The organism is Nonomuraea rosea (assembly GCF_039539705.1).
Lineage (GTDB): Bacteria > Actinomycetota > Actinomycetes > Streptosporangiales > Streptosporangiaceae > Nonomuraea > Nonomuraea rosea.
On record NZ_BAABDQ010000003.1, the window covers coordinates 329,609 to 347,038 of the forward strand.

The 17,430-nt window shown below is 72.4% G+C and carries 14 protein-coding genes; 3 read left to right on the forward strand and 11 right to left on the reverse strand.

The window, feature by feature from the left end; genetic code table 11:
- Nucleotides 1-29 precede the first annotated feature (29 nt).
- Nucleotides 30-1,526 carry a glycerol-3-phosphate dehydrogenase/oxidase gene (locus tag ABEA43_RS09010; RefSeq protein ID WP_345560160.1) on the reverse strand — a complete coding sequence of 499 codons (1,497 nt, stop codon included), beginning with the start codon at nucleotides 1,524-1,526 and terminating at the stop codon, nucleotides 30-32.
- Nucleotides 1,519-2,028: a TetR/AcrR family transcriptional regulator gene (locus tag ABEA43_RS09015; protein ID WP_345560162.1), complete on the reverse strand. Its 510-nt coding sequence runs from the start codon at nucleotides 2,026-2,028 to the stop codon at nucleotides 1,519-1,521. The genes ABEA43_RS09010 and ABEA43_RS09015 overlap by 8 nt, the downstream gene beginning before the upstream one ends.
- A 49-nt stretch (nucleotides 2,029-2,077) precedes the next feature.
- Here ABEA43_RS09015 and ABEA43_RS09020 point away from each other — a divergent pair, with 49 nt between their 5' ends.
- Entirely contained in the window at nucleotides 2,078-3,661 is a 1,584-nt protein-coding gene (locus ABEA43_RS09020; RefSeq protein WP_345560164.1) for an FAD-binding oxidoreductase, read from the forward strand.
- Here ABEA43_RS09020 and ABEA43_RS09025 read toward each other — a convergent pair.
- Nucleotides 3,637-3,912, reverse strand: coding sequence for a tetratricopeptide repeat protein (locus ABEA43_RS09025; protein WP_345560166.1), 276 nt, complete (start codon nucleotides 3,910-3,912; stop codon nucleotides 3,637-3,639). The two genes, ABEA43_RS09020 and ABEA43_RS09025, sit on opposite strands and share 25 nt — an antisense overlap.
- A 615-nt stretch (nucleotides 3,913-4,527) precedes the next feature.
- Here ABEA43_RS09025 and ABEA43_RS09030 point away from each other — a divergent pair.
- Nucleotides 4,528-5,667, forward strand: a complete 1,140-nt coding sequence (locus ABEA43_RS09030; protein ID WP_345560168.1) for a metallophosphoesterase family protein — start codon at nucleotides 4,528-4,530, stop codon at nucleotides 5,665-5,667.
- A gap of 83 nt (nucleotides 5,668-5,750) precedes the next feature.
- Nucleotides 5,751-7,319, forward strand: a complete 1,569-nt coding sequence (locus ABEA43_RS09035; RefSeq protein WP_345560170.1) for a bifunctional 3'-5' exonuclease/DNA polymerase — start codon at nucleotides 5,751-5,753, stop codon at nucleotides 7,317-7,319.
- Between the two features lie 41 nt (nucleotides 7,320-7,360).
- Here ABEA43_RS09035 and ABEA43_RS09040 read toward each other — a convergent pair whose 3' ends face one another.
- From ABEA43_RS09040 to ABEA43_RS09075, 8 genes are all read right to left on the reverse strand, one after another.
- Nucleotides 7,361-8,632: an MFS transporter gene (locus ABEA43_RS09040; protein ID WP_345560172.1), complete on the reverse strand. Its 1,272-nt coding sequence runs from the start codon at nucleotides 8,630-8,632 to the stop codon at nucleotides 7,361-7,363.
- 86 nt (nucleotides 8,633-8,718) lie between these two features.
- Complete coding sequence (locus tag ABEA43_RS09045) at nucleotides 8,719-9,534, reverse strand: MOSC domain-containing protein (RefSeq protein WP_345560174.1); 816 nt, start codon at nucleotides 9,532-9,534, stop codon at nucleotides 8,719-8,721.
- The gene (locus ABEA43_RS09050) at nucleotides 9,531-10,730 is read right to left on the reverse strand and encodes a Cmx/CmrA family chloramphenicol efflux MFS transporter (RefSeq protein WP_345560176.1); all 1,200 of its coding nucleotides are present in this window, start codon (nucleotides 10,728-10,730) and stop codon (nucleotides 9,531-9,533) included. Before ABEA43_RS09050 ends, ABEA43_RS09045 begins: the two co-directional genes overlap by 4 nt.
- A 52-nt stretch (nucleotides 10,731-10,782) precedes the next feature.
- A complete protein-coding gene (locus tag ABEA43_RS09055) occupies nucleotides 10,783-11,355 on the reverse strand; it encodes a TetR/AcrR family transcriptional regulator (RefSeq protein ID WP_345560178.1) in 573 nt (190 codons plus the stop codon).
- Between the two features lie 51 nt (nucleotides 11,356-11,406).
- Nucleotides 11,407-13,680, reverse strand: a complete 2,274-nt coding sequence (locus ABEA43_RS09060; protein ID WP_345560179.1) for a serine/threonine-protein kinase — start codon at nucleotides 13,678-13,680, stop codon at nucleotides 11,407-11,409.
- A 99-nt stretch (nucleotides 13,681-13,779) separates the two neighbouring features.
- Entirely contained in the window at nucleotides 13,780-15,210 is a 1,431-nt protein-coding gene (locus ABEA43_RS09065; protein ID WP_345560180.1) for a YlbE family protein, read from the reverse strand.
- Nucleotides 15,207-16,547: an AllF/FdrA family protein gene (locus ABEA43_RS09070; protein ID WP_345560181.1), complete on the reverse strand. Its 1,341-nt coding sequence runs from the start codon at nucleotides 16,545-16,547 to the stop codon at nucleotides 15,207-15,209. Before ABEA43_RS09070 ends, ABEA43_RS09065 begins: the two co-directional genes overlap by 4 nt.
- Nucleotides 16,544-17,398: an oxamate carbamoyltransferase subunit AllH family protein gene (locus ABEA43_RS09075; RefSeq protein ID WP_345560182.1), complete on the reverse strand. Its 855-nt coding sequence runs from the start codon at nucleotides 17,396-17,398 to the stop codon at nucleotides 16,544-16,546. The genes ABEA43_RS09070 and ABEA43_RS09075 overlap by 4 nt, the downstream gene beginning before the upstream one ends.
- Nucleotides 17,399-17,430 lie beyond the last annotated feature (32 nt).

The following is a 17,430-nucleotide window of genomic DNA, read 5'->3' on the forward strand; positions in this document are numbered from 1 at the left end:
GGTAAGCCTAATCTAACGGGTTGGTGCGTTCATGTGGGGATGCTTTGCTCCAATACGGCTCGTGTCGCGCTCAGCGCGCGGTCCCTGTCCGCTTTGACCAGGCCGATCCTGGTTCTCCTGTCCAGCAGGTCGCCCTCGTCGAGCGCGCCCTCGTGCCTGACGGACCAGAGCAGCTCGCCCTCGGTGATGCCGAGCCCGACCTCCTCCGGGTACGCCTTGACGAGCTCGTGCACCGACTCGGCCTCGCTCCCGTACCGCTCGGCCAGGCGCGGCGGCACCCCGGACGGCTGCGGGCCGGCTCCGACGAGGGGAATCCGCCGCGTACGGCTCCGCCCCGCCCGGAGATCTCCGGACGCGACCGCTCGATCCACCGCGTCCTCGGCCATCCGCCGATATGTCGTCAGCTTGCCGCCCACCACGGTGACGAGCGGGCCGTCGGACAGCACCGCGTGCCTCCTCGACAGGTCGGCCGTGCGCCCGTCAGCCCCCAGAAGGGGCCTGAGGCCCGCGTACGCACCCGCAACCGCCTCTCTGGTCACCGGAACCTCAAGAACCCCGTTCAGCACCTCCAGAAGCGTTCTGACGTCTTCCTCGGGCGCCTCGGGAACATCCGGCACCGGCCCGTCCACCGGCTCGTCCGTGAGCCCGACGTAGATCCGGCCGTCCCGCTGGGGGAGTACGAGCGCGAATCGGTTGGTCTCTCCGGGAATGGGCAGGTGCATGCCCGCGATCAGTCCAGGAAGCGTTCCCGGGGACAGCACGAGGTGCGTCCCGCGCGACGGCCGCAGCTTCACCTGCGGGTCCAGCGTCCCGGCCCACACCCCCGTCGCGTTGACCACGGCCCGCGCGCGGATGGTGAGCTCCGCGCCCGTCAGCTCGTCGCGTACGAGGGCGCCCTGGTCCGTGAGCCGCAGGGCACGGCAGCGGGTCAGCACGCGGGCCCCGTGCGCGGCGGCGGTCCTGGCGATCGCCACCACCAGGCGGGCGTCGTCGAGCAGGCGGCCGTCCCAGGACAGCAGCGCGCCGCGCAGGCCCTCCTCGCTCAGGACCGGCGCCAGCGTGTGGGCGCGGGCCGCGTTCAGCCGGGCAGGGCCGGGCAGCAGGCGGCGCGGCGTCCTGGCGGCGGCGCGCAGCCCGTCGCCGAGCCGGTAGCCGGCCATCACCAGCGCCGCCTGCCGCCGCGAGACCTCCGAGGTCAGCGGCAGCACGTACGGGTGCGCCCTGACCAGGTGCGGCGCGGTCGTACGGAGCAGGATCCCGCGCTCGACCGCGCTCTCGTGAGCGACGCCGACCTGCCCCTTGGCCAGGTAGCGCAGCCCGCCGTGCACTAATTTGGAGCTCCACCTGGAGGTCCCGAACGCCAGGTCGTGCGCGTCGATCGCCGCTACGCTCAGCCCTCTGGACGCCGCGTCGAGCGCGGCTCCGGCTCCCGTCGCGCCGAGGCCCACCACCAGCACGTCCACCCGTTCCTCGGCGATCTCGCGCAACTCGCGGGAGCGTCTGCGGGCGTTCAGCGAGCTATCCAAGGTAGGCCTCCAGCAGGGTGACGAGCTCGGCGTCGAGCTCGTCCAGCGTCACGGGGTCGAGCATGGTGGGCGCGGACAGCAGGAACGACTGGGCCACCAGCAGCACCGCCCGTGCCTTGCGCGGGTCGCCGACCGCCTGTTCGAGCACGGACAGCACGGCCTCGTGGCTGGCGCCCCGCCGGTCGAGCAGGTACGGCATGAGCAACTCGGGATCCGCCTCCACGATCTTGCGCCACAGCGGGTGCGCGCGCAGCCCCCGCACGCCCGCCACGACCGCGCGCACCGGGTCCGACATGTCCAGCCCCTCGACCACGCGCACCCATTCCCTGGTCATCAGGTCCGCGACCAGCGTGCGCACGTCCGGCCAGCGGCGGTAGAGCGTCATCCGCGACACCCCGGCCCTGCGTGCCACGTCCGTGAGCGTCGTCCTGCGCACCCCATAGGCCAGCACGCAGTCGTGTGCCGCGTCCAGCACGCCCTCATTGTGACGAATCGACGTCATGTGTCACAGTGTAAGCGTGCCTAGAGACGTATGTGCGCCGAAGGAACCGATGTCGTGGTCGGGGTGGGGCGACCTGGCCAAGGCTCGCGAGCTGCCCGAGGAGATCCGCAAGCTGCTGCACGACCTCCTCGGCGTGCGCGCGCCGGCCGCGCCGCCCGCCTCGCTGGAGTCGGTGCGGCTGCCGCCGGTCGCCCTGCCCGCGCCGCTGCTCGCCGCGCTGGCCGGGGTCGCGGGTCCCGCGCACGTGCTGACCTCGCACGAGGCGCGGGTACGTCACACGCGCGGCAAATCCACTCCCGACCTGCTGCGGATGCGCGCGGGGGACGGGTCGGACGCCCCCGACGCGGTGGTGCTGCCCGGCTCGCACGAGGAGGTCGAAGCGCTGCTGCGGCTGTGCTCGGACGAGCGGATCGCGGTCGTGCCGTTCGGCGGCGGCACCTCGGTGGTGGGCGGGCTCGCGGCGGCCCGCGCGGGCTTCGCCGGGGTGATCGCGCTCGACCTCGGCCGGCTCGACCGGCTGCGGTCGGTCGACGCCGAGTCGATGGTGGCCGAGTTCGAGCCCGGGGTACGGGCTCCCGAGGCCGAACGGCTGCTCGCCGGGCACGGGCTGACGCTGGGCCACTTCCCGCAGTCCTACGAGTACGCCACGCTCGGGGGCTTCGCCGCGGCCCGCTCCAGCGGGCAGGCCTCCGCGGGGTACGGCCGCTTCGACGACATGGTCGTGGGACTCACGCTGGCCACCCCGTCGGGCACCCTGGAGCTGGGCCGCGCTCCCAAGTCGGCGGCCGGGCCCGATCTGCGGCAGCTCGTGCTGGGCTCCGAGGGCGCCTTCGGTGTGATCACGTCGCTGCGGCTGCGGGTGCGGCGGGTCCCGGCCGAGCGCCGTTACGAGGGCTGGCGGTTCGGGTCGTTCGCGGCGGGATCGGCGGCCGTGCGGGCGCTCGCCCAGGAAGGGCCGCTTCCGGTGGTGCTGCGGCTTTCCGACGAGACGGAGACCATGATCGGCCTGGCCCGGCCGGACACGATCGGCTCAGGAGGGTCGGGGTGCCTGCTGATCGCGGGATACGAGGGCACGGGCTCGCCAGAGGGACGGGAGGGCGGCTCGGCGGCGGACGTGCTGGCGCGGATGGGCGGGGAGCCTCTGGGGGCGGCTCCGGGTGAGGCGTGGGAGCACGGCCGGTTCTCGGCCCCGTACCTGCGCGACTCCCTGCTCGCGGCCGGCGCGACCGTCGAGACGCTGGAGACGGCCGGGTTCTGGGCGAACCTGCCGCGGCTCTACGACGCCGTCCGGCTGGCCCTGCTCGGCGCGCTCGGCGCGCCGCTGGTCATGTGCCACATCTCGCACGTGTACGAGACCGGCGCCTCGCTCTACTTCACCGTCGTGACCCCGCAGGACGCCGATCCGCTGGCCCAGTGGGAGCGGGCCAAGTCGGCCGTGAACGCGGCCATCGTCGCCGCGGGCGGGACGATCACGCACCACCACGGGGTCGGGCGGGACCACCGGGAGGCGTACGCGGCGGAGCTCGGGCCTGTGGGCGCCGGCATCCTGGAGGCGGTCAAGGCCAGGCTCGACCCGGCCGGGATACTCAACCCCGGCGTGCTCATCCCTCAGCAGTCGGCCGGCGGGATCTGATCGGCCTCCGCCAGCATCTCGGCGGCCTCGCTGTAGCGGTGGAGCGCCTCGAACGCGCCGGCGAGGCAGTGCAGGGAGACCACTAAAGGCCCGCCGCCGATCGCGCGGGTGAGCGCCACCGCCTCCTGGGCCATCGGCAGCGCCTCGGTGGCCTTGCCCCGTTCGAGCAGGATTCCGGCCGTCGTGCGCAGGGCCCGGGCCAGCAGATCCGTGTGCTTTCCCGCGGACTCGCCGACCAATGTCCGGCTCATCGCGACGGCCTGGCTCGCGTTGCGGAGAGCTCCTCCGCCCCAGCGGGAACGAGTGCGGGCATAAGCGAGCAAACCCTCAATGGCCTCCACTTGAGAAGTGCCTCTTCGGGTCGCGTCGTCCGGGCCGTTACGGGACATGCGAGCCCCCCTCGGTGGTCCCTACCGCTTGTTTGGGGGGTGAGGCTACACCATTGCGAACGATCTGTGTCCCCGACGGTACGGAGCGTTCAAGATGCGCGAATGGTAGATCGCGGTAAAGATGTGGTCATGGTGGAAGTAGCGGCTGAGCGTGGAAAGCAGGTTTCCTCACGGGTCTCCGAGGAGGGCGCCGGTTGGGCCTGCTCGCAAACAGGTACGTTTGCGCAGCTCAGACCGAACAATCAGGGCTTTAGCTGGCTGAATCCGCGCACGCTCTGGCTGTCGCGTAACGAGATCCTCGCCGGGTTGTTCGGCGATCCTTCGGGACAGGTGCGGGCGCGCTGGCTGGAGGCTCAGGAAGCGCGCGGGATTGACCCGGAATTTCGTATCAAAGCGCCTGTCGGGCGAAATTTCAGTTTCCTTCTGCTCGGTGACACCGGAGAAGGCGACGCGTCCCAGTACGCCGTTGTTCCGGGCATGCTGAAACTCGGTCAGGGAACGTCGTTCGCCGTCATCGCCAGCGACGTGATCTATCCGACGGGATCGGGCAACGAGTACGGAGACAAGTTCTTCCGCCCGTACATGGACTATGACGCCCCTATCTACGCGATTCCCGGCAACCACGACTGGTACGACGGCCTCGGCGGCTTCATGCGTGTCTTCTGCGACACGCCGGCGCTCAAGCCGAAGCCGGACCGCGGGCTGCGCGGGCTGCTGTGGCGCAAGCCGGAGACGATCGACGAAGCCCGGCTCGAACAGGTTCGCGAGCTCAGGGGCAAGCCGTCCCAGCAGGCGACGCAGCCGGGGCCGTACTGGGCGATCGAGAGCGACAGCCTGGTCGTCGTCGGCGTGGACACCGGCATCAGAGGCATGATCGACAAGACCCAGACCGCCTGGCTGCGGCGCGTCTCACTCGACCCGCGGCCGAAGATCCTCGTCACCGGCAAGCCGATCTACACGCGCAACGACTACAAGCCGTCGCCGCTCGAAGAGGGCGGCACGATCGACGACATCGTGCGCGACCCGGCACACCGGTATGTGGCGGCCATCGGCGGAGACGTGCACAACTACCAGCGTTACCCGGTCAAGGTGGGAGATCGGGTGATCCAGTACATCGTGTCGGGCGGCGGCGGCGCGTTCATGCACGCCACGCACACCATCGGCAGGGTGGACGTGGCGGGGGTGCACGAGGACGACTTCAAGTGCTACCCGCTGCGCGGCGACTCGCTGTCCTTCTACAGCCAGCTCTACGCCCGCAGGCTGCGCATGAAGTGGCTCTACCTCACGCCTCGCGAGGCCGTCTGCATCATGTCGCAGCACATCAAGAACGAGCCGGTCAGGACCCCCGAAGGGCCCGTGACGATCACTCGCAGGATGCGGTGGGCGGCGCGGCTGCTCGGGGCCTGGCCGTGGCCGTTCAGGCTGCCGGTGGACAAGGTCTTCCACCGCTACCTGTCCGAGCTGTCCGACTGGGACACGCCGCCGTTCTTCAAGCAGCTCCTGCACGTCGACGTCACGCCGGAGGAGCTGACCCTGCGCTGTTTCGCCGCCACCGGCTGCCTGAGCCAGGAGCTCGACCCGCCGCTGGAGGACGAGGTGACCATCAGCCTGGCTTGACGCGCTCCCCAGTCTGACGTTCAGGCCGGCGATTCCGGTGGCCGGTCGCGATTCTGTCGGCCCCGTTTGGCACCCTTGACCTCGTGTACGTCGTGGTCGCCGGAGAGAGCCTGCTGCCCGTCGGGGGCGCCGCTCGCCGCGTCCCCGGCCTGGCGGAGGCCGTGCGTGAGCTGGAGGCCGCCGAGCGGCCCCGCTGGGTGTGGGCCGACACCAGAGAGGACTACGCGCCGCTGCTCGGCGCGGGGGTGCGGGTCTCACGCTGCCACGACCTTGCGCTGACGGAAGGGCTGCTGCTCGCCTACGAGGGCCGCTACGGCCAGCCCCGCTCGGCCAGGGCCGCGCACGCCAGGCTGCACGGGCTGCCGGTGCCGGAGGAGGAGCCGAACGCGCCGGGCACGCTGTTCGCGCCTGAGCCGCTCGGCGCGCAGGCCGTGGCCGAGGTGCTGGCCGACCAGCTCCGCCGGATCGAGGCGCTGCCCGAGCCGGGGCGGTTCAGGCTGCTGGTGGCGGCCGAGTCGGCGGGCGCGCTCGTCGCCGCCGAGATGTCCCACGACGGCATGCCGTGGCGCAGGGACGTGCACGACGCGCTGCTGACCGACCTGCTCGGGCCGCGGCCCGTCCACGGCATGCGCCCGGCCAAGCTGCAGACGCTGGCCGACGAGGTGGCGGCGGCGTTCGGGCATCCGGTCAACCCCGACTCCGTGCAGCAGCTGGTGAAGGCGTTCAAGGGGGCGGGGGTGGCGCTGAAGACGACCAGGTCGGAGGAGCTCAAGCGGATCGGCCATCCGGCCGTGGCGCCGCTGCTGGCCTACAAGGAGCTGGCCAGGCTGTTCAGCTTCCACGGGTGGGTGTGGGCCGACCAATGGGTGCGTGACGGGCGTTTCCGCCCCGAATACGTCGTGGGCGGCGTGGTGTCCGGGCGGTGGGCCACCAACGGCGGCGGGGCGCTGCAGATCCCGAAGGCGATGCGGCGGGTGGTGGTGGCCGACGACGGGTGGGTGCTGGTCGTCGGCGACGCCGCGCAGCTGGAGCCGCGGGTGCTGGCCGCCATGGCCGGTGACGTGGGGCTGGCCAGGGCCGCCGGGGAGATCGACCTCTATTCGGCGCTGGCGCAGTCGTTCGGGGGCGAGCGCGACAACGCGAAGATCGCGATGCTGTCCGCCATGTACGGCGGCACCAGCGGCGACGCGCCCAAGCTGCTGGCCGTGATGCGGCAGCGCTTCCCCAAGGCCTACCAGTTCGTCGAGGACGCGGCCAAGGCGGGCGAGGAGGGGCGGCTCGTGCGCTCCTGGCTGGGGCGCACCAGCCCGCCGCCGTCGGCGCGGTGGAAGGAGCTGGTGTCGGGGCCTGAGGGCGTGCGGGCGGCTCGCGACCGGGGGCGCTTCACCCGGAACTTCGTGGTGCAGGGGACGGCCGCGGAGTGGGCGCTGGCGCTGCTCGCGGTGCTGCGCGGACTGCTGCCGGAGCCGGCCAGGCTGGTGTTCTTCCAGCATGACGAGGTGATGGTGCACTGCCCGCTGGAGCAGGCCGAGGAGGTGATCGCGGCCGTGTCGGAGGCGGCGGGGCAGGCGAGCAGGCTGCTGTTCGGGGGGACGCCGGTGCGCTTCCCGATGGAGGCCGTCGCGGTCAGCGCCTACTCCGACGCCAAGTGATCCGGACGGAGGGCGGGTGCGGTGGGTGGCTCTGAGGCGGGTCAGGCGGGGGTGGTGCGGCGCCAGGTGGTGGTGAGCCAGAGGCCGGCGATGGCGACCATGATGCCGACGACCAGGCCGAGCACGCCGTAGCCCAGCAGGCCGACGATGGCGCCGGCGACGATCGTGCCCGTGGCGCCGCAGACGTTCATCAGCAGGTCCGACAGCCCCTGTACGGAGGCCCGCCGGTCGATCGGGACCGACTCCGTGACCAGGGCGGAGCCGGCCACCAGGCCGCACGACCAGCCGAGCCCGAGCAGCACCAGCGCGGCCGTCACCTGCCAGATCCGGTGCCCCGCCGTGCCGGCCAGGGCGGCGGCGCTCAGCAGCAGTCCCATGCCGAGCACCAGCACCGGCACCTTGCCCGCCTTGTCGGCCAGCCAGCCCACGACCGGCGAGAGCACGTACATGCCGGCGATGTGCAGGCTGATCACGAGACCGATGACGTCCAGGTTCGAGCCGTCGTGGTGGAGCTTGACGGGGGTCATGGACATGACGGACACCATGGCCGTGTGGCTGACCGCGATCATGATGAGCGCCTGGCGGGCCATCGGGGTGGTGCGCAGCGTCTGCCAGGCGGTCCTGATCGTCGAGGCCCGGCCGGTCACGGGGCTCTCGCCGCCGTCCAGGTCGCGGGCCAGCTGGAGCGGGTCGGGGCGCAGCAGGAAGACGATGATGGCCAGCGCCACGGCGAAGGCCAGTGCCGCGAAGGCGAACGGCCCCGCCTTCTCCACCAGCCCTAACCGCATCCCGATCTGGTCGGCGGGCTTGGCCAGGTTGGGACCGGCCACGGAGCCGACCGTGGAGGCCCACACGACCAGCGACAGATGCCGGGCCGCGCGCCCCTTCGGCGACAGGTCGGTGGCGGAGTAGCGGGCGGCCAGGCTCGCCGCGCTGCCGCCGCCCACGAACACCAGGCCGGCCAGCAGCAACGGCCAGTTGCGCAGGCTGATCGCGGCCACGGAGATCGCGCAGCCGCCGAGCGCCGCCACGTACGCCAGCGCCAGACCCGCGCGGCGGCCGCCCTTGCCCGACGCCCTGGCCGTCGGCAGGGCCAGCAGCGCCGCGCCGAGCACGGTGGCCGTGCCCGCGAAACCGCTGATCACCGTGGAGCCCGACAGGTCGTCCACGACCACGGAGCTGAGCGCCAGCCCGACGGCCACGCCCACGCCGCCGACGATCTGCGCCGCGGTCAGCACGCCAAGGGTGCGGCGCTGGATGATCCGGACGCGGTCAGAGGTCAGGGCAGGGGGCTTTGTGGGGGTGCTGGTCACTTGTGAAGTCTCCCATAGCCCCTGACATCGCCCCAAAGGGGACGGCCGCCCTTTTTTAATTGAGAATGCCGATTTTTCGCGATATTTCAGAGAATAGCGACCGAATCACCTTGCGCAATCCGGCCCGGCGCGTCCGGAATCAAGTTGATGCCGAACCACACTTTGCCGTCCCGCCTGCGGTGTTTGGCCAGGGTCCTGATGGGTTCCTTGCCCTTTGTGTAGGTCGCGGTGTCGATCGTGGTCAGCACGCACCGATCGCAGCCTTTGGTGACGCGGAATGTCACCTCGCCGATCCGCACGCGCCTCCACTCGTCCTCGGCGAACGGGGTGCCGACGTCGTCGATCACCACGTTCGGGCGGAATCTGTGCATGGGGAGCGGCGCGGGCGCCTCCTCGCCGCGTTCTGCGGCGGTCTTCGCGATCCAGTCGTCGAGCTGCGCGAGCGAGTCGTTCGACGTGAGCAGCAGCGGATAGGCGTCGGCGAGGCTCACCCGGTCCTCCGGCGTGCCGTACGCGGGATTGACGGGCCGGCGGGTCGGGTCGTCGAGCCACTTGAGCCGGACCGGCCGCCCGGCCAGCTCCGACAGCCACCGTGCGGCGGCGTCGCCGCAGTCGGTGAGCGCCACCGGCGTGCCCCGCATGTCCACCGTCGAGATCGCCGAATCCGGGACGACCCGCAGCGGGGCGGCGTGCGGGCCGGTCAGGGTCAGCGTGTCTCCGTCGAGCAGGGGGAGACAGGCCAGCAGGCTCGGCTCCTCACGGGCGGTGATGATGCCTCCGTGCTCGTCGGTGATCAGGTAGCGCCGGTCGCCGGCCAGCCCCCAGGGCTGTACTTCGGCCTCGTGCACCTCGTGTCCCGCGGCGGACTTCACAGGATAGAAATGGATGCTCGCGAGCTTCATATGGCTGACCGTATCTCACCGCTTTCCGGTGCAGCGGCCACGGCGGAATCCTTGCGCCGCAGGCCGGCGGACAGGGCGACGGTGCCGAGCGCGACGACGCCCATCGCGGCCCCGACCCAGGCGACGGACGGGTAGCCGAGGCCGCCGCCGATGGCCAGCCCGCCCAGCCAGGGGCCGATGGTGATGCCGACGTTGAAAGAGGAGACGTTCACCGCGGCGGCCAGCGTGGGGGCGTCCTTGGCGAGCGCGAAGACGCGGGTGTTCAGCGCCGGGTTGGTGGCGAAGCCGAACGCGCCCAGCAGGAAGACCAGCGGGACGGCCACCGCCGCGACCGAGGCGCCCATGGCCAGCGCCGCCGAGGTGACGATCAGGCCCGCGATCCCGGTGTACAGCGACAGGAACGGCCGGGCGTCGGCGCTCCTGCCGCCGATCGTGATCCCGATCAGCGAGCCGGCCCCGTAGAGCGCCAGCACGGCGGGCACCCAGGCCGACTCCAGGCCCGTGGTGTCGACGAGCAGCGCGCTCAGGTAGCTGAACGAGGCCAGCAGCGCGCCGGTGGTCAGCGCGGTCGTGCCGTACGCGAGCCAGAGCCTGGGATCGGTCATGGCGCGCAGCTCGGCCGGCAGGCGCGGGGTGGCCGTGTTCCCGGGCCGGCCGCCGGGGATCGTGGCCGCCACACCGGCCGCGGTGAGCACCGACAGCGCGGCCACCGCCCAGAACGCGGCCCGCCAGCCGAGGTGCTGGCCGATGACCGTGCCCAGGGAGAGCCCGACGATGGTGGCGACGGTCAGCCCGCCGGCGACCACGCTCATGGCCTTGCCGCGGGCGTTCGAGGGCACCAGGCTGATCGCGGTGGTCGCCGCCACGGCCCAGAACCCGGCGTAGACGAACGCGCCCGCCACGCGGGTGGCGAACAGCATGCCGTAGCTCGTGGTCAGCGCCCCGACGACGTGTGTCAGGGCGAAGATCCCCATGAACGTCAGCAGCACCGTACGCCGGGGCCAGCGCAACGTGACGACGGCGAGCACGGGCGCGCCCACCAGCATCCCCATCGCGAACGCCGAGATCAGCAGGCCCGCGTCGGGCACGGACACCCCGAGGTCGGCGGCCAGCTCGGGGAGCAGGCCGGCCAGCATGAGCTCCGAGGTGCCTTGAGCGAAGATCGCGAGACCCAGGATGTAGATCGCCAAGGGCATGGTGACTCCTCCAATTTTAGATTGATCAGTTCAAAACGAGAGCGTGAAAAAGTCAGAACACGCTCAGCGCGGTTCGCGCGATCGACTCCAGCGCGGTGCGGTCGTGGCCGCCGCGTGCGGCCACGCGCAGGCCGCTGACCGTGGCGAAGACGAAGTGCGCCAGGGTCTGCGGGTCCTGCGCCGCGTCCAGCTCGCCGCGCGAACGGGCGGCCTCGAACGCCTCCCGCATCACCCGCAGCCGCTTGTCGTTGTCGCGGCGGAGCAGCTCGGCGATCTCGGTGTCGTGGGGCGCCAGCTCGACCATCGAGTTGACCACCAGGCAGCCGGCCGGGTCGCCGGGCTCGGGATCGACCGCCCACCACAGGACCGTGCGGACCTTGTCCCTGACCGGGAGGTCGCCGTCCATCAGCTCGGCGAGCGAGGCGTTGCGCTCGCCGGTGTAATGGAGCAGGGCCTGCCGGAACAGGTCGCGCTTGCTGGTGAAGGTGTTGTAGATGCTGCTGCGGCCCAGGCCGGTGGCCTCACACAGGTCCTGGGTCGAGGTGGCTTCGTAGCCCGCGGCCCAGAACGCGCGCATGGCCGACTCGATCGCCCTGTGCTCCTCGAACTTCCGCGGTCGTGCCATGCCACGACCGTAGCACGTTTTGGAACGGTTGGTGCAAAACGTGCTACGGGGTCACGCCGTGTGGCGGAAGGTGTCCAGGAAGACCGTGCGGGTGTCGGCCTGGTCGTCCCACTTGAGCTCGGGCAGGTCGAACGTGATCTTGTACGCGGACTTGTCGTCGATCGTGACGTACCGGGTCAGCGCGTGCATCGGGACGCCGTTGGCCGTCGTGTAGGTGTACTCCCAGTCGGCGGCCTGCCAGTTGCGGTAGGTCGCGGCCTGGAGCTGCACCTGGATGTAGCCTTCCACGCCGCCCGCGGCCTCCTGCTTGCCCAGCTCGGACAGCCCGCCATCGGGCTGCGACGTGGCGGGCTCCACCACGATCCGCATGCCGGAGTCCTTGGGGCCGTTGAACGTGGCCTTGTCGCCCGAGGCGGCCAGCCGCCAGTCCGCGGGCACGGCGGCGGCGAACCCGGTGGGCGTGTGCTCCTTGTAGCCGTCGGGCACGGCGCCCGCCTCGGTCCGCTCGGGGGCCGCGGTGCTGCCGGCGGGCAGCGGGGCGCTGGTCTGCACCACCTGGGGCGAGCCGCCCGAGAGGATGATCGCGACGGCGCCCACGACGACGGCGACCGCCACGACGACGCTGATGATCATGAGTGGCGCGGGGCGCTTGCTGCGGCCCCAGAAGCCGTCGTCCTCCTCCGGCCTGCGCCGGCTCTTGCCCGTGCGCGGTCCCGCGTCGGGCAGTGAGAGCAGGCGGTTGTGCCCGATGTCCTGCGCCAGGTCGCGCGACTGGTCGCGCAGGTCGTCGGCGGAGGCCAGCGGCCACGGGGTGGCGGCGGAGGACGTGCGGCTGTCGCTGGTGAGCGGCAGGATCGGCTGGGGGCGCGGGCCGGTGGGGGAGTCCAGGTCGTCGTCGGAGTCGTTCGCGATCCTGCGCGGCCCCGGAGGGGCCCCGAACGGCGGCTGGGCATGAGGGCCCGAAGGGCTCCCGAGCGAATGCCCGCCCGACGGCCCGCCCAAAGGAGGCCCGCCCAGGGCGTGCTCGCCGGACGGCCCACCCACAAAGTGCCCGCCCGACGGGCCGCCCAAAGAATGCCCGCCCGACGGGCCGCCCAGGGAGTGCCCGCCCGATGGGCTGCTCAGCGGGTGCGCGCCCGACGGTCCGCCGTGCGGCGGCATGGCCTGGGGTCCCGACGGGCCGCCGAACGCGTCGAAACCGCCCGAGGGCTGCGCCAGCTGGTCGGTCCGATGGCTGCCCGACGGGCTGGTCAGGCCGTCGTACGGCATCGAGTAACCGCCGGAAGGGCTGGTCATCGGGTCGTACGGCACGCGTACCGGCCCCGAGGGCGTCTCCACGATCCGTGAGGGCATCGGCCCCGACGGGGTGTCCAGCGGCGGCAGCAGCCCGGCCGGCGTCGGGTTGGCCTGGCTGGGCAGCGTCTCGGGGGCGCGCGGACGGGCGGAGCCGTGCGCCCGCAGCACCGCCTCCAGCATGTCGATGACCTGGGTCGAGGTGAGCCGCTCGGCCGGGTTCTTGCGCAGCAGCCCTTCGATGACCGGCATGAGCGCGCCGGCCCGCTGCGGCGTGATCGGCTCCTGGGTGAGCACGGAGCCGAGCACCGCGACGGGATCGGGCCCCTCGTACGGCGGCCGCCCCTCGACGGCGGCGTACAGCGTCGCGCCGAACGACCACAGATCGGCCGCCTGCGTGATCGCCTGCCCGGACAGGCGCTCCGGCGGGATGTACGCCGGCGATCCCATGAGCAGCCCGGTCTGCGTGATGTTCACGTCGCCCTCGATGGCCGCGATGCCGAAGTCGGTCAGCACCACCCGGTCCGAGGTCAGCAGCACGTTGCCGGGCTTGATGTCGCGGTGCAGGATCCCGGCGGCGTGCGCGTGACGCACCGCGTCGAGCACCCGGATGCCGATCTCGGCCGCCTGGATCACCGGCAGCGGCCCGCTCTGGCGTACGGCCTGCTCCAGCGACCACGCGCGGACCAGCTCCATCACGATCCAGGGGCGGCCGTCCTCCTCGACCACGTCGTGCACGGTCACGATGCCGGGATGCGTCAGCCGCGCGGCCGACCTGGCCTCGCGCAGCATGCGCCGGTGCGCCACCTGCTTGCCCGCGTGATCGAGCCCGTAGGGCAGGATCAGCTCCTTGACCGCCACGTCCCGGTCGAGCAGGACGTCGTGGGCGTGCCACACCATGCCCATGCCGCCCCTGCCGACCGGCGACATCAGGCGGTAGCGCCTGCCTATCAGGCGACCCAGGCTCTGCGGCGCGCCGCTCGGGGCACCACCCTCCGGGCCGGACCCGCTGAGCAAGCGGTCGGCTGCCATGATCCCGCCCCCATCCGCCTCATCCGTCACGTACTACTTCGAGATTATGAGGTTCGATACGATATCGGCGCGAAATCCGTAATGGAAGTTGGTACCCGCTTACAATGGCCCTGACGTGCGGATATGTTGCAATTCAAATGGATCACTAACGGCGTCGGCGAGAGCCAGCAAAGCGCTGACGAACGCCTCGGCGGGGGGTTTGACCAGGCCCGCACCGACCTGTCCCGTTCCGGGGAGGCGGCCCGCGATGCCGGTGTTGACCACGGGCAGTACACCTGTCCGAGCCACAAGTGTGATGTCGATCCCAACCGGCGTGCCGCGGAAGCCGAGCCCGGGAATCTGGTAGGCCGGATGCTCGGCGAGCGTGATCTCGTACATGGAACGGGTGGCGCGCACGGCGTCGGCCACCTCGCCGCCGACGAACCGCACGATGGCCGGCGCCGCCGCCATCGCGAACCCGCCCAGCCCTGAGGTCTCGGTGATCGTCGAATCGCCGATGTCCGGATTGGCGTCCCCGGGGCCGTACGTGCCGAGGTAGAGCCCGTCGGGCACGCCCGCGGGACCGGTGAACCAGCGCCCGCCCAGCCCCGACACCTGCACGCCGAAGTCGGTGCCGTTCCTGGCCATGGCGACGACCATGGAGGAGCCGGGGATGTCGCGGGCGGCGTCGGTGCTCACCTTGGCCGCGGCCATGCCGGCGTTCAGGAAGAAGTGGTCGTTGCCGTTGATGAAGCGCAGCACCTGCGCGGCGGCTCCCGGCGCGGCCTCGACCACGGCCGGGGCCAGCTCGCGCAGCAGCAGCGAGGTGGCGGCCCGGTTGCGGTTGTGCAGCTCGTCGCCCATCTGCAGCGCCTGCGCCATCAGCGCCCGCAGGTCGATCGGCCCCGTACGCTCCAGCGTCGCCGCCAGCGCCGGCCCCAGCACCTCGTCCATCCAGCGCAGCCGCTCCAGCACCTCCGGCCCGTACGCGCCGTACCTGAGGACCTTGCCCAGCCCCTCGTTCAGCGAGCAGTACGCGGTGCCGCCGTGCTCGTCGTCGCGCACCTCGAACAGCCACATCGACGGGCTCACCACGCCCGCCATCGGCCCCACGGCCCCGTGCTCGTGGCAGGGCCGCCACGCGATCGCGCCCGCCGCCAGCTCGCGCTCCGCCGCCCGCTCGTCGCCCGCCAGGCCCTCCAGCAGCATCGCGCCGATCAGCGCGCCGCGCATCGGGCCCGACGCGCGCTCCCACTCGATGGGCGGGCCCGCGTGCAGGAACATCCCGTCCGCCAGCACCTCGGAGGCCCGCCGCACCCCGACCAGGTGCGGCCGCGCGGAGGTCAGCCGGCGCACGGCCAGCTCGTCCGCGGCCTGCCTGCGCGGGTCGGCGAGGACCGTGGCCAGGGCATCGGCGGTGCCGGGGAGCGGCGGCCGCCAGGACACCGGCGTCGTCGGCACGGCCTGCGCCCTGAGCGCCTCGTCGAGCAGGCTCGCGCCGACGGTGATGACGCGCGGCCCGGCGGCCAGCAGCGGAGAGTTCGGGGTCAAAGCAGGCTCCTGGCGTGCCGTGCGGCCTGGGCGTTGGAGGTGAAGACGGCCGCGCCGGCCTCGCGGAAGGCGGCGGCCTGGCGGTGCAGGTCCTGGGGGTCGCCCTCGGTGCCGATGAGGGCGACCACGACGGTCGCGGGCGTACGGGCGACCGCGTGCGCGAGCGAGGCGGCGGGGTCGGGGTCGGCGCCGTGGCCGAGCACGACGTCCATGAGCACCACGTCCGTGTCCCTGGCCCGGGCGAGCGCCTCCACACGCAGCGTCGGGTCGATCATCGGATGCGCCCTGCCGTCGGTGTAGGCGTCGTCCCCGTAGTCCACGAAGTCGCCCTGCCCGGCGATCTGGGCTGCTTCCGCGCTGAGCGTGCCGCCGGAGTACACGCCCTTGATCGTCTTGTGCGGCGCGGTCCTGCCGCTCCAGGCGGGCCAGGACGGCCACTCGGGCACCGGCCTGCCCAGGACGCGCAGCGCCTCCTCCGTGGCCGCGGTGAGATCCGTCCCTTCGTTCAGCAGCGCCCGCACCACCGGCGTACGCAGCCGCTCCTCGGCCTCCCGCACCATCCGCGCCACCTCGGGGGAGGGCGGCTTGGAGACGAGCACGATCAGCTCCGTGGCCGGGTCCTCGTCGAGCAGGCGCAGGGCGCGCAGCGTGGACAGGCCGCCGACCTCGGCCGACAGGTCCCTGCCGCCCACGCCGAGCACGTGGCTGACGCCCGTGCCCGCCCAGTCGAGCAGGCAGGTGACCTGCTGGGCGCCGGTCCCCGACGCGGCCACCACGCCGACGGGGCCGGGAGTGAGGACGTTCGCGAAGCCGAGGCCCACGCCGCCGATCACCGCCGTGCCGCAGTCGGGCCCCATCACCAGGACGTCCTTCTCCTCGGCCAGCTCCTTCAGCCGCCGCTCCCGCGCCACGGAGACGCCGTCGCTGAAGATCATGACGGGCAGGCCCGCCTGGATCGCGTCCAGCGCCTCGGCGAAGGCGTGCTCGCCGGGGACCGAGACCAGGACCAGGTCGGCCGGGGTCCTGGCGGCCGAGAAGGTGGTCAGCGGCGGCTGCTCCGCCGCGGTCTCCTGCGGCTGGAACCCGGTCAGCCGCCGGTCCGCCTCCGCGACGGCCGCGTCCGGGTCGGCGGCCCGCAGGGCGATCAGCAGGTCGCTCGGGCCGGCCTCGGGGACGGTGAAACCCAGGTCCCTGATGACGGCGACGTTGAGCTCGGTGGCCATGGCGACCATCGCGGCGGCCACGCCGGGCAGCTCGGTCAGCGCGCGGCTGACCCGCATGAGGGTGACCGAGTCGTAGTACGCGCCCTTGCGTACCAGCACCAGCTCCCCGCTCATTCGGGCCTGCTCAGGGACAGGACCGCGCCCAGGCCGATGGCGACGCCCTGGGCGAGGTCGGCGCCGGAGGTGTGGCCGAGGCGGTGCAGGCGGCGCAGGGCGGGTTCGAGCGCCTGCCGGCCGGTGATGCCGCGCAGCACCGCGATCACCTCGGGGCTGGCCTCGCCCCTGGCCGCGCAGTGCAGGAGCGTGGCCGACAGGGGAGTCGTCCGCGTGCGCGCGTCGAACGTGACGGTCGCCGCCAGCCAGTCGGCCAGCCACACCGCCCGATCCGCGCCCGCCGCCGCGCCCAGGTGCCGCAGCGTCACCAGCAGCCCGGCCAGGACGTCGTCGCCGCTCGGCGTGAGCCCGGGGCCCAGGCCGACGAGCTGCTCCGCCGCCGTCACAGCGCCGAGCAGCCAGCCCCTGGCGCAACTGTCCGCGAGCATCTCGACGGCGCCGTTGCCCACCAGCCCAGGACCCGGCGGATCGCCGAGACGGGTGGCGGCGTGTTCGAGGCGGGCCCGGTCGATCCGGCCCAGCGGCGGGGCCGGATCCCACCAGCGGCGCACGCTCAGGCTCAGCGGGCCCAGGTCGATGACGCGGTCGCCCACCGTGGCGTCGTCACCCACCGTGACGTGCGGCAGCGGGCCGGCCAGCAGCACGGAGTTGGGCAGCCTGGTGGCCGTGCCCGTGATGATGGCGATCACCGACGGCTCCAGCTCGGTCCTGACCTCCAGGTACACCCCCGCGGGGAAGGCGGCGAGCACGCGGGCGGGGCGGCGGGACGACTCCAGTACGGGACGGACCGCCGTGCTGGCGGCGCCCGTGACATGGATCCGGGCACGCCGCGCATGAGTACTGACGGTCACTGGACCTCCCATCCGACGTTGGACCTGACCGT